The sequence below is a fragment of the Calditrichota bacterium genome, assembly GCA_020637445.1.
Taxonomy (GTDB): Bacteria; Electryoneota; RPQS01; order RPQS01; family RPQS01; genus JABWCQ01.
The window spans coordinates 1-16,273 of sequence record JACJVZ010000002.1; the positions used below are offsets into that span (position 1 = coordinate 1).

Genomic DNA, 16,273 nt, shown 5'->3' on the forward strand with positions numbered 1-16,273 from the left:
TTAGGAGTTGGATGAAAATCTTGCTTCCGGGTCGTCCCAACCCCAAATCTATCGGAAGCCAGCCACTTAATCTCACCCGTTTGCGCGGCGGTCCACGGGCCAGTCCAGCTAAGTTTTGATATCGCGGGCGGGTTCGCCAGACATTCCCCGGCGGCGACAGACTACCTTATTTTAATTAGGCAGCCATTGCGTAAGTGTCATTGGCACTTAAGGTTTGGAGTCCTGATTAAGGAGGGCACCCCAGCCTCCGCCTGCTCCCAACGCCACCCATACATCCCGTCGAAACCTTGGCGTCCCCGAAGCTCTACAATATACTAACGAATGGCGGATTCTCCAAGTTTCATTTTGCCGACTACCTGCTCATGCAAGTGTCGATTTTTGTGAGTTGTCTTTATCACCGGCATGAAGAACGTCCCGGTGAACCGGCGTGTGAAGCTTTTGAGTGACAACGGATCGGGCTACATCGCCAAGACGTTCAACACGTTCTTGGAAAAGTCCGGCATCCACCATATCTACTCGGCGCGCAACCATCCGCAGACGAACGGAAAAATCGAGCGATTGAACCGCACGGCGAAAGAACGTCTGAACTTAGTCGTCTACACATCGCCGTCGGAACTGCAAGAGGCATTGAATAAGTTCCGCGACTGGTACAACAGCGAACACTACCACAAATCAATCAACAATCTGCACCCCGCAGACGTCTACTTCGGCCGCGACAAAGCCATCCAACGCCATCGTAAACGGCTCCAAAACCAAACAAAAAAGACCCGTCGCCAGGTCAATACAACAACACAACCAAACTCTCAGAAGCTCCGCAACTTACACACCCAACCTACACCTTAAAACAATAGCGCATCCTGTGCCATTTGGTCTGAAGGCTTACAAAACAATCCTCCGAGGACTACTGATAATATTGCAGCGTAGGCAAGCGTTTTCATAATTGATCCTTTTGTTTAACGCAGCAAGCATATCTTTTCCGAATGCGTCTGTACTTGCGAGTTCAGGGTGACGATGTACACACCTGATCCGCTGGGTTGTCCGGTCATGGATTGGCCATTCCAGATTAGCCTGTGTTTGCCGGGGGGGAGTTGCAGGCGGTCAAATCGATAGACTTCCTGTCCCAGCACGTTGTAGATCGAAACCGTGGCATCACGGGCAGGATAGTCAACCGTGATAGGAATCGTCACGCTTGAATTAAAAGGGTTGGGGAAGGCTGGACCCAGTGTAATCTCCCGGGGAATCGACGGACGATCTGAAGGCACATCCAATCCAAAGTTCGGATCACCGGAGACGATGGATAATCTGACTCTAAACCCTTCCGGTGGAGGAGGCCAATGGTAGTCAACAATGCTTGTGAACATCCAATCGTCAAGTCCATCGCCGTTGAAATCCCCAGCGCGTGATAAAGTTGTAGCAATGAGAGTGTCTTCATAACTTTCCTGGATATACGCTGCCTGCTGCTGTATGGGGTTTCCACCTAAAAAGATGTAGAGGACACCTCCACCCTGATTGAATCCCATATCTTCGAATCCGTCTCCGTTTATGTCTCCCAGTCGCTGACCTTGTGACGCAGCAAAAAAGTTTAGCGGGGTGTCCCAGAAAGCATCCACACCTTCCAGATCCAGCGGGTCACCGCCAAAGTAGATACGGTTGTCTGTTGGTACGGGATCGCGCAGGCCTGGACGCAATGTATGCGCCAAGAGGTCGTCGAATCCATCACCATTCACGTCACCCATGATCTCGAAGGCGCTGACACAGTTGCTTCTCCCCGAACACCTCAACGAGATTTCAGGAATAGAGTCCGCTCCATGTCCGCCAAACCAGAAATCCTGATAGATCGAATCCGTTGCAATACTGTCGTTTGATACAAGATCGAAGTAGGCGTAAAATGTAAAGTCCGGATAGCCGTCGCCGTTGATATCTCCATAATTGTTGGGCTCTCTTGGATACGGTTCATCAATTGTTTCCCCATAGCCGTACGTCCACGTCGGTTCCTGTGACTGCGTCTGCCAGATACTCTCGTAAAACCTGAATTCTCGCGCTTCGCCTGTCGGCCGGGGTAATGTTATTAAGTCACCATAACCATCGACGTTGTAATCGCCGTAATATCCGAAAGAGTACGAGGCCCCAAAATCTGTACTTCGCCAGTCCCAAATAGTATCAAAGAGTTCTGGCCCGCCAAGATAGAGAAACAAATAGAGAGTCTGATCTTGCGATGATACCACGCTTTCAAGAATATCAATAAATCCATCCGCATTATAATCACCGCATGACGTGTATGGTGAAAGCTGATTCCACCAGTACTGGACATTCGATGTGTCCTGCAAGGTTGATGCAAAATCAAGATATCTGTATGGAGGTCCATCTGCGCCGTAGATGATACGCAGGCAGTTTTGCCGTTGCGGCCCAAGCCAGTGCGTCATCAGGATATCGTCGTATCCATCTCCATCCTGATCGCCTAACGCTGCTATGTCCCCCCCCGTCCGCCACTGTTCATCCGACACTTCATCATAAAGAAACTGCAGCTCGTAGGGTTGGGCTTGCGCGGTCAAACCTCCCCCCAACAACAAAACCGCGAACCCTACCCGCTTCAGAAGATTGAATGCAGAGAGAATTCGCGTCATGATCAAGGCCTCCGAGCTAAGTTGTCCAACCAGTTTCCCAAGACCTGAGGTTAAAATAATGAGTTTCAGGGTCGGTGTCAAGGGACGGGGAAAGGAAGAAATGCGCACGAGGAAGAGGAGTCTGACGTATGAACGGTGCGAGGTCACGCACCACGGCGGACATTCTTGCAGAAACTCGTGACGCGCGACTGGCTAACAGTGTGTTTCATAATCCACTACTGCGCGGTCGGAGCAGACTTGGCGAACCATGGTTAAGACTTCTTGATGGAGAGGGTGGACGCGGTATGACTCCAGGCCGGGCCAGTCAGTTATGTCGCAGGTTAGGACGAGATCGAAGGCTTGTTTGTCGGGCGCTTCATTGATACCGACTTCGATTGAATGCAAGGAGTCGATTTTGCCACTAAGGTTTTCAAGCGCGCTTTTAAGGCGGATCGCGTTTTCTTGCTTCTTATGTCCGCCGGCTTCTTCATGGAGCCTGAGCATGACGACATGTTTGATCATGGTGCTATTTTATGAAATGAATTGTTTGTGATTCCGAGACCGCGCCTTGTGTGACCGTGACGATGTATGAACCCGACGACAAAGCTGTGGGCTGCCAGTTTATTTTCAGCACACCCGGTCCGGCGACGCCGCTATGCAGCGTCGTGACTTCCTGACCGAGAGTGTTGAAAACTTGGAAACGAGTTTTGTCGCGGGCCGGAAGATTCGTTTCAAGTGTGACTTGCGAATTGAAAGGATTCGGATAGGACGTTATCACAAGATGGTCCGCGGCGACGGGTGTCTTACGTTCGTCAGCGCTTACGATGCCGCCGTTTTCAATCAGAGTGTACGTCGTATTGGCGGGAAGTCTCCAGCCGTAGACTTGCCGCACTCCGCTCGGCCAATAGACAATCACGGAATCGATTTCAGTGGCCGCGCCAAGTCCGAAATGTACGTCCTGAGTCTGACCGCAGTAGCCCGATTGCCCTTCGACCATGCGAAACTGTGACTGAAAGAAGTCATCCACAAATGTGCGGACTTCGACGCGACAGCCTATGCCGCTCCAGTTTGAGTCCGTGCCGCGCAGCCTGAACACGACACCGTAATATTCAGTTTGATTGTTGCGGTAGAGCAAGTTATCCTCGTTGGCATTACGAGAGCGCGCGATGCTGAGATCCAAGTCTTGGTCGTTGTCAATGTCAGCGAACGCGCAGCCGAAACCCCAGCCGCTGTCGGCTTCGATGGGCTCTTCCGTCGCGCGCCGGAAATTGCCTGCGCCGTCGTTGTCGTACAGATAGTTGTGGCGATAGGTGTTGTTGCTGGGTGCGAAACCGTTGCACACGAGCAAATCCAGATCGCCGTCATTGTCGTAGTCGGCAAACGCGCTGCCGACGGCGAAACGGTTGTCTTCAATCACCGGAGATTCAGTAATCAGCTCGAAGCCGCTTTCGAGCTTTCTGTACAGGCGACTTGGACTGTTGTAGCCACCGACGAAAAGATCAAAGTCGCCGTCGTTGTCGATGTCGCCCCAACTTGCCGTGAAATTCGTGGCGCCGTCGTTGACCGGCGGTTCACCTTCAACGCTTGAAAATATGCCATCGCCGAAGTTGAGATACAGTGCGTCGTTGTCGAGATTCTCGTTGGCGACAAACAGATCGGTCCAACCGTTTCCGTCGACATCACACCATTGGACAGAGCGCGAATCGTCACCATCCAAAGCGAAAGCGGGAATATCCGCGAGCGCAAAAGTTCCGTCACCGTTGTTGTGATAGAGCCAGTTGTGGTGATTCGTACCCGCGCTGTTGGAGACAAAGAGATCCACCCAGCCATCGTTGTCGTAGTCGGCCCAACTTCCGGTTTCGGAATATCCTCGCGACGACGTGACCGGCGGAACTACGCCGCTTTCGAATGTGCCGTCACCGTTGTTGATATAAAGCCGGTTGCTTTGATTCGACCAACGCGCGACAAAACAATCCACGTCTCCGTCATGATCGAAGTCCGCCCACGTTGCGCCGACATTGTGGCCGCCGGTTTCGAGAATAGGGTCGTCTTCGACACTCGAGAAATTACCCGCGCCGTCGTTGGTGTAGAGCAGGTTTCCCTGAACGGCTTCGTCATTGGTTATGAAGAGATCGAGATCACCGTCGTTGTCAATATCGACAAAGCAAACCGCGGCGGACGATCCTCCGTCATTGGCAACGGGTGACTCCGTGACGCGGGAGTAACTCTGAGCATCCGCGGAAAATGTGACGCTCAACACGACAATTAGAGACAAAAAGGCAGCGGCCATGGACTCCTCCGAGCAGGCTTAGTGAAGGGACCCACCGATGTTGCGATCACGCGCGACCGGGTTCGCGCAAAGAAACCAAGAGGTAAACTGCAAACGCGGCGAAAATTGAAAACGTCGCGAGCAAATAGCCTAACTGGCGGCCGGCGATCAAGTAGTCGGACTCGTTGTGTACTTTCTTCGAGACGATCAGGCCAATCGCCAACGACAGACCGATGTAGACCAAGATGCCGATGAATACCGGAGTCACGGCGCGGACGCTCGCTCTTTATAGACTATTGATCCGTCTTCCAAGATAATCTTTTTGACGCTGCCTTCACCTCGCACCGAATTGCCCATGCAGAGCGCCTCTATCTTCTTCAGGTCTTCGAATGTGACGACGCCTTCAGCGACGCCATCTTCATGAACTTGATGATCGCGCCACACTCCGGGAAGGAGTCCGCAGGTGAGTTTCGGTGTAACCCATTTGCCCGCGAGTTTGAATTTGACGTTTGAGATCGAGCCTTCGGTGAATTCGCCGCGCGTGTTCAAAAATAGACACTCATCGGCACCGAGCTCTTTTGCTTTTGAGCGAAAGAGATATTTCTCGGGCCTGTCGGTGGTCTTGTGGTAAAGACGGGGATCGTCAGGATCGAGCCGGACGTCAGGTATCAAAACGGTGACGCCATCCGCCGGCCACGCGAGCTCTTCGGGAATGAGTTTGAACGACACCTCCTCGCCGTTCAGATCAAGGCGTACGCGATTGGGTTTGTCGCCGAGTTCATTTTTCAGTTGTTCTAATTTGCAAAGTATTTTGTCACGCGGAAACGGGCGGCCGAAGTAAATACACGAACGCTCAAGACGGGAAAGGTGGTCTTCGAGATTCCGGTAACCGGAACCGGGAACGAAGCGAAAGGCTTCATACAGGCCGAAATCGTGTATCTTGCTGCTTACGAATTTGACTTTGAGCAGCGACTCTTCCCACTCTTTGTCCGGATCACTGTCAGCTACGATGCCCGAACCGATGCCAATCGTGGCGACGCTGCCGTTTAGTTCGAGCGTGCGAATGGCCACATTGCAAACAAAATCACCGCCCGGAAAGAACATGCCAATACTTCCGCAATAGGCTCCGCGCGGAGTGAATTCGACGTTTTTGATAATTTGCGAAGCGCGAACTTTGGGAGCGCCGGTAATGCTGCCAGCCGGAAAAGCCGCGCGAAAAATGTCGAAGAGAGACGCGTCCGGTTTCTTTTTGCCGACGACGGTGGTGATCATTTGATGTACGGTGGGATATCGCTCGACGCTGCACATTTCACGCACTTGAATGGACCCCATCTCACAAATGCGGCCCAGATCATTGCGCATCAGGTCCACGATCATCGTGTTTTCGGCGCGGTCCTTTTCGCTTTGCTGCAACGCGATGCGAGCTTGCTCATCTTCATCCCAAGACGGCTCGCGCGGCGCGGTGCCTTTCATGGGCTTGGAAATCAGCGTGTCGTTTTTCAGTTCGAGAAAGAGTTCGGGTGAAAAGGAAAGCACCTGCATGTGTCCGAGATCGGCGTACGCGGAATAGGGCATCGGGACGGCTTCGCTGAGATAGCAGTACGCGCTGAAAGGATCGCCGCTGAAATCGCAGTGCGCGCGAATCGTAATGTTGGCTTGGTAGATGTCGCCCGCGCGAATGTGACTCAAGACGCTTTTGAGCGACTCCGTGTACGAAGATTTTTCGGCCGCGACGGTCGGAGCCGAGAGTGTGAACGGTTTCGACGCGGGTTCAAATTGCGACGTTTCTTTTGACACTGCGAACCAAGCTAAGGGAGTTTGTCCGGGCAAGTGAGTGGCGAGCGCGTGATCGAAAGCCCGCGCTGCTTCGTAGCTCAGGACCATCGCGACATAGTATCCGGACTTCTGGTATGCAGCGACACGTTCGAATGAATCGCGCAGATCAGACAAACGCGAGACAATCCATTGCGCGACGGGATTAACCAGCGCAATCCGGCGGAATACGCCGCGCGATTCGGTGGGTGCCGTGAATACGAAGACCGGAGACTTGGACATGCGCAAAATTTACGGATTTCTCCACGAATTCACAAATAAAAAACCCGCCTCGCGGCGGGTTTTCAAATTCTCTTGGCAAATGGTTTATGCTTCCGCTTGCGAAAGATGTAAAGGCAGCGTTACCAGCAGGACGGATCGCCCGGAGTCTTCGGAGAGTTCCAGTTCGCCACCCATGCCGCGCACAACTTCGCGCGCGAAGACGAGATCCCAGCCGTTCATGCCGAGCATCGGCGGCAAGCCTTCGTCCCAGCCGGCAGGATGCGCAGGCGACCCATCGTAGGATAAGGAGAGACTGGCTTGACCGTCCTGCGTCGACAAAGTGTAGCACACACCGCCTCTGCCTTGGAGATTGGCGCTGGCGTGCGACGAGATCATTTCGAGGACCGTGCGCAAACTGTTGGATTCAGCCAAGACCTTGCAGGCTTCTTCGCAAAGCACGACTTGCGGACGCTCAGGATAGACATCAGGTTGAATCTTCTTTACATATTGTTTGATCGTCGCGGCGAGATCATTTTCATGCGCATGACGACCTTGACCGCCCAGAGCGGAAAGTTTGCGTACCAACTGCGCGGCTTCGCGAGCACTCTTTTCGATGGCGACGATTTCGTGTGATGGTGTGCCGTCGTGTTCGGCGGCCGCGAGTGACGCGTGCCCAAGCACACCGGTCAAGAGATTGCTGAACTCATCGGCCAATTCGCGCGACAAAACGCGCATCTGCGAGGGAGAATTCGACGCAAATGAAATCATGCTGTTGGGCATTGCCGGCGGCGCGATTTGCTCGACGATTTCTTCGACATTTACTCCGACCAACGTGCCTTCGTCTTCGGTGATAGCCCAGGCCTTCCACTGCGTGCCGTCGGGAGCGACCAGCTCGCAGCTCGGTTCTTCGCTATTGTCAATCCAGTTGCCGAAGAGTTCCGCTTGGTCATCGCCGAGCCATTGCGAGAACGGTTTGCCGACGGACTGTTCCGGCACGGCACCGATCTTTTCCCAAAACGCGCCGGTCGCACAGAGCAGATTTCCGGACGGATCAAGGTAGCAGGCTCGCTGTGAAATATAGGTTAATAACTCATCAGACGCCGGAGTTTCGGGTTCGGCGGCCTGAGTTTGCGCGGCAGCAGTGTGCGCGGCTTCGAGAGCGGCTTTCAGTTCGGATATTTGCTTTGCGGCAGCGGATTGGACTTCCTGCAAAGAGTCTTGAAGCTCTGACGATTGCTGCTGGGCACCGGCCTGCAAGTTCGTTATCTGCGATTTGAGTTCGGAAATTTGTTGGGCGGAAGCCTGTTGAACTTCTTCCAACGCAGACATCAGCTCTTTGACACGCAGTTCACTTTGGTTGTATTTCTCCTCAAGTTCTGTTTGCGAGTCGTTATTTGACTTGTGAGCAGAATTGAGTTCTTCAATTTTCTTGCGCAGTGCGGAAACTTCGTCTTTGGCGGCGGCGACTTCCGACTCCGTTCCGGTTTGCTGTTCGCGCGACGCTTTCAGCTCCCGGTGCAGTTCGGCGGCCGTTTCCTGCGCGGCCTTCAGGTCATCGTGCAGTTTCGTGACTTCGGCATTGCGCGATTCGAGTTGGGATTCGAGTTTGCCGTTATCGGCCTGCTGCTTTTTCAGTTTATCCAGTTCATGCTGCAAACGGGACGACTTTTCGACGGTTTTTTCCGCGCGTTCGAGAGCTTCTTTCGAATTTTTCTCCATACGCACAGATTTTTCGGTCATCTTCTTGAGCTGTGCTTCGCGCTGGGCGATTTCTTCGAGCGCGGCACGGAGTTTTTCTTGAAGTTGATTGGCCTGCTGCTGGGTCTTTTCGATTGATTCGCGGCCCGTGTGCATTTCGCGGTCACGCTCAATCAATGCCAACCGGTTGGCGTGTTCGCGCGTGATGTCCAAACAATGAACGAAGTATCCGGCGAAGACTCCCTCCTGCCACAACCCCTGAACATGAATTTGCACGTAAAATGGCTTGTCTTTGGTGCCGAGATCGACGACTTGATTATGCACGCCGAGTTCGTCGGAATGCATGGAATGTAGCAGGCTTTCGAAGACGCGACGCTGCTCGTCGTTGCGGAAGAACAACAGGATTGTGCTCCCGAGCATGGCATTTCGGCCCAAATCACCGCGTCCTGAGCGCGCCATAAATTCGTCCCACGAGCGCCCGACCACGGCGAGCTTCAGGTCGGGGGTTACCAACGCGGCTGTCCCAAAAACGGCATCAAGGGCAGATTGGGGTACCTGTCGGAGGAGCGGAGATGTCACATCGTAGGCAAATTGCGACGCTTCCATTTGGCGTTCACCACCTATAGCTTTTCGGATTACAATCATTTAGAATTCTGTTGTCGTAAACAAATCGCAAAAAAACTGCCATCAATTTGGGGGAAACAGGGGCTTGCATATCGCGGGGCTTTGCCTTATATTAGGGGTCGCCGGAAGGTTATGACATTGTAAAGTATGCCTTTCGCTATTGGGGAATCGTCTAATTGGCAGGACAACAGTCTCTGGATCTGTTAATCGGGGTTCGAGTCCCTGTTCCCCAGCCATCGCAACGGGCCTACCATTTCTGGTGGGCCCGTCTGTTTTTATGGATTGTTGGCGCGTGCAGGATTCGTCGGTCCGCGCAGGTTCGAGAAAAATTGCTACATTGTGGCAGAGTAATTTCAAACTGATTTTTTGAGGGACATGGCACCACAGTTTATTTTTGTAATGGAACATCTCGTCAAGCTCTACAGCGGCGAGAAGGTCTTGGATAATATCAATTTGGCTTTTTATCCCGGAGCCAAGATCGGCCTGGTTGGAGACAATGGATCAGGAAAGTCGACTCTGCTGCGGATTATGGCCGGCATCGACCGTGACTTTCAGGGTTATGCTGAACCAGCAAAAGGCGTCCGCGCGGTGCTGGTGGCACAGGAACCTGAGCTTGATTTGACCAAAACAGTGCGCGAAAATGTCGAGCTGGCATTCGCTCCGACTTTGACTTTGATCGAGAAGTACAACAAGATCGCCGAAGAGATGGCCGAGATGGACGGCGGCGCGATGGAGAAAGCTCTCGAGAAGATGCAGAAGCTGCAAGACGAAATCGACAAGGTCGACGGCTGGAATCTCGAACATCAAGTTGAAGTCGCGTCGGATGCACTGTTTCTCCCTGACGGGGACTTGATGATCACACAGATTTCCGGCGGCGAACGGCGGCGCGTGGCGTTGTGCAAGGCGCTGATTGAAAAGCCGGATATTTTGCTTTTGGACGAACCGACCAACCATTTGGATGCGGAAACCGTTTTGTGGCTGGAAAAACAGCTTCGTGAATTCGAGGGCACGGTGATCATTTCGACTCACGACCGTTACTTCCTCGACAACATTACCAAATGGATATTGGAGCTCGACGAGGGCAAGGGTATTCCTTGGGAAGGGAATTACACTTCTTGGCTCGAGCAGAAAATAGAATTGATGGAGCGTGCGGACAAGAAGCCTTCGGCAAAACTTGCTTCGCTGCGGAGAGAGCTTGCTTGGATCAAGCTCAGTCAGCGGGAACGCTTGGCCGAAAGTCATAAGCACGTGCTCGAATACGAGAAGCGCTCCAAGGAAGTGATGGAGATCAGCAATCAAAATCAGGACATTCTGATTGCGCCGGGTCCGCATCTGGGCGACGTCGTGCTGGAGATTAACGGCGTTTCCAAAGGCTTCGGCGGCGCGAATCTGATTGAAAACTTGTCGCTGACGATTCCGCCGGGAAGCATTACGGGCGTTATCGGACCGAACGGATCGGGCAAGACGACTTTGTTTCGGATGATTACGGGCGAACAGCAACCGGATTCCGGGGCAATCCGGATCGGGCCGTCCGTTGTTTTGTCTTATGTCAGCCAGATGCGCGATGATCTCGACGACAAGAAAACCGTGTTCGAAGAAATTACCGGCGGAGTTGACACGATTTCCATCGGGAATAAGGAAGTTTCATCGCGCGCGTACGTGTCGCGATTTAATTTCAAGGGCGGAGACCAGCAGAAATACGTCACGAATCTTTCCGGCGGCGAACGCAACCGCGTGCATTTGGCAAAACTGCTGCGCAAGGGCGGAAACTTTTTGATCTTGGACGAACCGAGCAACGATTTGGACATTACTACGCTGCGGCTGCTGGAGAACGCGCTGCTCGATTTTAACGGCTGTGTGATGGTTATCAGTCACGACCGGTTTTTCCTTGACCGCATTTGCACGCATATTCTTGCGTTTGAAGGCAACGGAGTCGCACGGTGGTTCGAAGGGAATTTTGAAGCCTATGAGCAGCAGCGGCGCGCGGAACTCGGCGCGAACTACGACCGACCGCGGCGATCATTGTATAGAAAATTGACGGCGTAAACGGACCATTTCAATGAAACGTTTCTTAACTTTTGCAGCGGTTTTGCTGTTTTCGACTCTTTGTGCGACAGCATCCGGCACGCATCCGGTTTTACAGGCGGTGCTTGATCATTACTCAGCAAAGAGTGATTCACTCAAGCGCGCTGCGGCGACCTATTTGTTCGACAACATGGAAGGCCACAGCTATGTGATGTTTGATTTGGTGGATTCGACCGAAGCCGTTGTGCCGTTTGACGTGTTGAGTTTCGCTTCGTATGAAGAACTTGAGAACTCGTTTGGCGAACTGGAAGACCGGTACGGCACTTTGGATTTCAAGAAGCACAGCGTCATTGAAGACGATTCAGTCATCAGCGCCGAGTTTGTCATCGATCATATCGACCGCGCGTTTGCCGCATGGACGATGCGGCCGTGGGCGAAGGGGTTTTCATTTCAGCAGTTTTGCGAATACATTCTTCCATATCGAGGCAGCAACGAACCGCTGGAAGAGTGGAGAGAATATTTCGCGACAAGATATGACAGCGCGTTTGCGACGATGTCGAAACACGACGATCCGATTGAAGCCGCGTGCGTGATTAACCGCGATTTGATAAACTGGTTTCATTTCGATCCCCGGTTTTACTATCATCCGACGGACCAGGGTTTGTCCGGGATGTTGGAGACGACGTTGGGACGCTGCGAAGACATGACCAATCTTACGATATTCGCGATGCGCGCGAACGGACTTGCGGTGACGAGCGATTACACTCCGTACTGGGCGAACTCGGGCAACAACCACGCGTGGAACGCGATTGTCACGGCGGAAGGAAAAGTGATTCCGTTCATGGGCGCCGAGGCCAATCCGGGAGAATATCACTTGGCCAATAAGGTCGCTAAGGTTTATCGTAAGACATTTGCCATCCAACGCGACAACCTCGCATTTCAAGTTGCGAATCCCGACGATTTGCCGAAATATCTTTCGTCGAAAAGTTATGTGGACGTCACGCGCGACTATGTACCGGTGCGCGACGTCACTGTGAGTCTTTCATTGCCGGACTCCGTGTCGATCGCCTATTTATGTGTTTTCAATTCTGGAGAATGGCAAGCGATTCAATGGGCCAAGGTGGAGCAGGGTCGGGCCGTGTTTCGGGACATGGGAGCTGACGTGGCGTACTTGCCGGGATACTTTGCCGACGGCAAGATCGTTCCTGCCGGAGACGCGCTGTTGCTGACTGCCAACGGCGACATCAAAGAACTGATTGCAAACGAGTCTGCAACAACTTCCATCAAAGTTGTCGCCACAACCAAAAAGAAACTTGACGAATCGACCGACAGTGTGAAGAAATCGTTCCTGACTTCGGGCGAGACATACACTTTGCACTATTGGAATGACGGGTGGCAGCAGGCAGGCAAAGCCACTGCCGGCGACGAACCGTTGGTTTTTGAAGACGCACCAAGCGGCGGACTTTATTGGCTGACGGCGAGCGACTCTGATCATGAGGAACGGATTTTTTCAATCGACCATAACTCGCAAGTCTGGTGGTGACGCACGATGGCACAAACAAAAAACACTCCAACAAACGAGCCGCACTGGTCAAGCGAGTTGCCGATTTCAATCACGGTTTGCGATCGAGAGGGGATCATTGTCGACATGAATGACAGGGCGAAGACGACGTTTGCGACGGACGGCGGCTCGAAGTTGATCGGCACAAACGTGCTGGACTGCCATCCGGAACCGTCGCGCTCGCAGCTTTCCGTGATGCTCAAGCACGCGACGCAAAACGTGTACACGATTGAGAAGAACGGCGTGAAGAAATTGATTTACCAAACGCCATGGTATCGCGACGGTGAGTATCAGGGGTTCGTCGAGTTGTCGCTGCAGATTCCTGAATCAATGCCGCATTTTGTGCGCAAATGACTTTTGAATCCAATTCACGCAAAAAAAGGAAGGCTTTTGCCTTCCTTTTTCATTTGCAAAACTTGGGCGACGCTTATTTCGGATGCGGACCCATTTGAAACTCGAGTGTCCCGCCGTTGACGACGTCTGCATGACGAATCATGTTGTCTCTTACCGGACTGCCATTCATCGTGACGGATTGGACATAGAGGTTTTCTTCGGACAGGTCGTTCGCAATCATATTGAAAGTCTTGTCACCCAATTTGATCGAAGCGGATTTAAGCAGCGGCGTGCCGATTTGATATGTTTGATCGGCGGGATTTACAGGATAGAAACCCATCACACTGAAGACATACCACGCCGACATTTGGCCGCAATCTTCGTTGCCGCACAGTCCGTCAACACGATCAGTGTAAAAGTCGCGCATGATTTGCCGCACACGCCGTTGAGTTTTCTCCGGTGCGCCGGCGTAATTGTAGAGATAGGCTATGTGGTGGCTCGGCTCATTACCGTGAGCATATAAGCCGATCAATCCGGTAACGTCGCTGGTATTTCCTAGCCCGTCCAAATCCGAATCGTGATCGAAAAGCGAATCGAGCTTATTCACAAAGTTTGATTTCCCGCCGTGCAATTCGATTAGGCCCGCGACATCCTGCGGAACGTACCAACTGTACTGCCACGCGTTGCCTTCCGTGTATTGCGGCTGTTTTTCTGTGCCGAAGCGCGGATCGAACGGACTTACCCAACTTCCGTCGGAGTTGCGGCCACGCATGAAATGTGTCTCGGGATCGAAGAGATTCTTATAATAATCCGAACGCGCGAAAAACTTTTGTGCGGTCTCCCGTTCGCCTAATGCTTCGGCCGTCTTCGCGATACACCAATCGTCATAGGCATACTCGAGAGTTTTGGAAACCGACTCACGTTCCTCGTCGGCGGGAATGTAGCCATACGGTTCTACGGGCCGCAATGAAATGGTTTCGTCGAACGAACCAAGAATCACGTTGGCCGGAGTGGCCCTTGAAACCGCTTTGACGGGGACGTCAATGATCGTCAATCCGGGTGGCAGCGCAGCGATGCTCTCGACGATTGGCGTGCGGCCATCCACTTCGATTCGCAACTCCTGAGACTCAACGGGCTCCAAAGTTTCAATTTGCACACTGAGAATTTGATAGGCGTCGCCATTCGAATCCGCCAAAGCATATTCTTGTACGATGGTCACCGTGTCACTCGTCGCGTGTTCGAAAGTCATGTACCAATCCGAGCTGCCGCCGTTTTCGCCGACAACCCGGAGAGTCAGTGGTTGTCCGGGTTTCAGAAGTTTTGCGGGAACGGTTAAGTACGCTTCGCCGAAGAAGTCGTCGAACACGTCGAGATAGGTTGGCAAGAAGGTGAGGGTTACGCCGTTTTCGCCGGACGCGCTCCAGAACTTTTCTGTCGTGTCGCGTGCGGACTGAAAACTTAGCCACTGCTCACCGTCGCCGTATAGATCGAAGCGATGGCCACCGCGAAACGTGCAAAGCCCTGCGACCCACACGAACGTGACGGTATCGGATTCGAGGTTTGCGGGAACAGGCTCCGTTTGCCATTCGATCTGCATATTACCGTCGGTCGCGCGGACGAGCAACGCATCTTTGACGTATTCGTATGACGAGTGATAGTTTATAACTTGGCCGCCGAGACTTTTCGCATAGCCGCGCAAGAACGGAGCATGCGAAGCCGCTTTTTGCTTTAGCGAGTCAGGCGGCGATTGCGCACCGAAACGAAGTTCGGCCATTTTCTCGCGGATGGGTTTCGACTCGACCAAGTTGTAGAACTGCAAGCCGCGCTCATTTTGGTACGCGCTCTTTTGCATCGCGCGCAGCGCTTCTTGAGGATCGAAACCTCTAAAGCCCTTTAGGTACGCGTCGGCGATCACGGGAATTGAGTGATAACCGATCATGCACCACGTTTCGCAGCCCTGTAAATTCCACACGGGAAGAAGCCCGCTCTCGCGCTCGAAGGCGAGCATCGAGTTGACGAAATCGGGCACGCGCTCCGGCTCGAGGATCGTGTAGAGCGGATGCGCGGCGCGGTAGGTGTCCCAAAGCGAGAACGTGCAGTGGTTTTTGAAACTCTGAGTGCGATGAATCTGACCGTCGCCGCCGCGATAGGTTCCGTCGGCATCGCAAAACAGAGTCGGCGCAAGCAAGCTGTGATAGAGCGCGGTGTAGAACGTGCGCTTGTCGGCGTCGTTCATGGCTTCGACTGCGACTTTGCCGAGTTCACGATCCCATGTTTGATGAGCCGCTTCGCGAACGGCGTCAAAATCCCAATGTGGAACTTCTTTTTCGAGGTTGCTTTTGGCTCCGTCTACGGAAACCTGCGAAATGCCTACTTTGATTAACAATGGTTGACCAGACGGCGCACCGAAATCGAGCGTGCCGATGCAGCGCTTGGCCGTGACGGTGTTGCCGTCGACGGTGTGATCGCCGTCTTCGAAAATCGAATAGCTGTGGATGGGCTGCGAGAATTTTGCCACGAAATAGACGTGCTGTTCGCGCGACCATCCGGCGGAGATTCTGTAACCTGAAACCGTCGAGTCGTTTTCAACGGTGAATTGCGTTTTGACGGGTGAATCGTCTTGACCGTACCCGAGGTCGATCACGATTCCTTCAGTTTGCTGATTTGAAAACGTGCAGCGATGAAAACCAACCCGTTCAGTCGCCGTAAGCTCGACTTTTATGCCGCCGTTGAGTGTTACTGAATAGTAACCGGGGTGTGCTGTTTCGTGGTCGTGGGAAAACGTGGCAAAGGTTCGTTCGCTGGGTTGGGCGAGACCAGATCGCGGCATGAAAAGGATGTCACCAAGATCGGCACAACCGGTCCCGCTCAAATGCAAATGGCTAAATCCGACCAGCGTGTCGCATGAATAATGATAGCCTGAGCACCAGTCCCACCCACTCTTGCCATTGTCCGGTGAAAGCTGCACCAAACCAAACGGCAACGTCACCCCGGGATACGTGTGGCCGTGCGCGTCGGTGCCGATCAGTGGATCGACAAACTCCGTGACTGAAGATGCGGCGAAGGCCGTGAGTGAAACGAGAACGGCGAGAATAAATACTGAGACTTTCATGACTTTTCCTCGGG

Annotated in this window: 11 protein-coding genes, 1 tRNA gene and 1 other RNA gene; 5 read left to right on the top strand and 8 right to left on the bottom strand. The window is 53.0% G+C overall.

Going from position 1 to position 16,273, the window contains the following annotated elements; all coding sequences use genetic code 11:
* Positions 1-298: a transfer-messenger RNA gene (ssrA, locus tag H6507_07890) on the bottom strand; the annotation flags it as partial.
* 104 nt (positions 299-402) lie between these two features.
* Here ssrA and H6507_07895 point away from each other — a divergent pair.
* Complete coding sequence (locus H6507_07895; protein MCB9369010.1) at positions 403-843, top strand: transposase; 441 nt, start codon at positions 403-405, stop codon at positions 841-843.
* Between the two features lie 110 nt (positions 844-953).
* Here H6507_07895 and H6507_07900 read toward each other — a convergent pair whose 3' ends face one another.
* The 6 genes from H6507_07900 to H6507_07925 all read right to left on the bottom strand — a co-directional run bounded on the left by H6507_07900 (position 954) and on the right by H6507_07925 (position 9,249).
* Positions 954-2,624, bottom strand: coding sequence for a T9SS type A sorting domain-containing protein (locus H6507_07900; protein MCB9369011.1), 1,671 nt, complete (start codon positions 2,622-2,624; stop codon positions 954-956).
* 192 nt (positions 2,625-2,816) lie between these two features.
* Positions 2,817-3,125, bottom strand: a complete 309-nt coding sequence (locus H6507_07905; GenBank protein ID MCB9369012.1) for a Dabb family protein — start codon at positions 3,123-3,125, stop codon at positions 2,817-2,819.
* Between the two features lie 4 nt (positions 3,126-3,129).
* Complete coding sequence (locus H6507_07910) at positions 3,130-4,893, bottom strand: VCBS repeat-containing protein (GenBank protein ID MCB9369013.1); 1,764 nt, start codon at positions 4,891-4,893, stop codon at positions 3,130-3,132.
* 46 nt (positions 4,894-4,939) lie between these two features.
* A complete protein-coding gene (locus tag H6507_07915; protein MCB9369014.1) occupies positions 4,940-5,140 on the bottom strand; it encodes a hypothetical protein in 201 nt (66 codons plus the stop codon).
* A complete protein-coding gene (gene pabB, locus H6507_07920) occupies positions 5,137-6,927 on the bottom strand; it encodes an aminodeoxychorismate synthase component I (protein ID MCB9369015.1) in 1,791 nt (596 codons plus the stop codon). The genes H6507_07915 and pabB overlap by 4 nt, the downstream gene beginning before the upstream one ends.
* Before the next feature lie 84 nt (positions 6,928-7,011).
* A complete protein-coding gene (locus tag H6507_07925) occupies positions 7,012-9,249 on the bottom strand; it encodes a hypothetical protein (protein MCB9369016.1) in 2,238 nt (745 codons plus the stop codon).
* Between the two features lie 140 nt (positions 9,250-9,389).
* Between H6507_07925 and H6507_07930 the strand changes: the two genes are divergently transcribed.
* From H6507_07930 to H6507_07945, 4 genes are all read left to right on the top strand, one after another.
* Positions 9,390-9,464 (top strand) — tRNA-Gln (locus H6507_07930).
* A gap of 139 nt (positions 9,465-9,603) precedes the next feature.
* Positions 9,604-11,274, top strand: a complete 1,671-nt coding sequence (gene ettA, locus H6507_07935; protein MCB9369017.1) for an energy-dependent translational throttle protein EttA — start codon at positions 9,604-9,606, stop codon at positions 11,272-11,274.
* A gap of 13 nt (positions 11,275-11,287) precedes the next feature.
* Positions 11,288-12,796 carry a transglutaminase domain-containing protein gene (locus tag H6507_07940; GenBank protein MCB9369018.1) on the top strand — a complete coding sequence of 503 codons (1,509 nt, stop codon included), beginning with the start codon at positions 11,288-11,290 and terminating at the stop codon, positions 12,794-12,796.
* Between the two features lie 6 nt (positions 12,797-12,802).
* Positions 12,803-13,168, top strand: a complete 366-nt coding sequence (locus H6507_07945) for a diguanylate cyclase (GenBank protein ID MCB9369019.1) — start codon at positions 12,803-12,805, stop codon at positions 13,166-13,168.
* Positions 13,169-13,241: 73 nt separating this feature from the next.
* Here the strand turns inward: H6507_07945 and H6507_07950 are convergent, their stop codons facing one another.
* Positions 13,242-16,259: a glycoside hydrolase family 92 protein gene (locus tag H6507_07950; GenBank protein ID MCB9369020.1), complete on the bottom strand. Its 3,018-nt coding sequence runs from the start codon at positions 16,257-16,259 to the stop codon at positions 13,242-13,244.
* Positions 16,260-16,273: the final 14 nt, after the last annotated feature.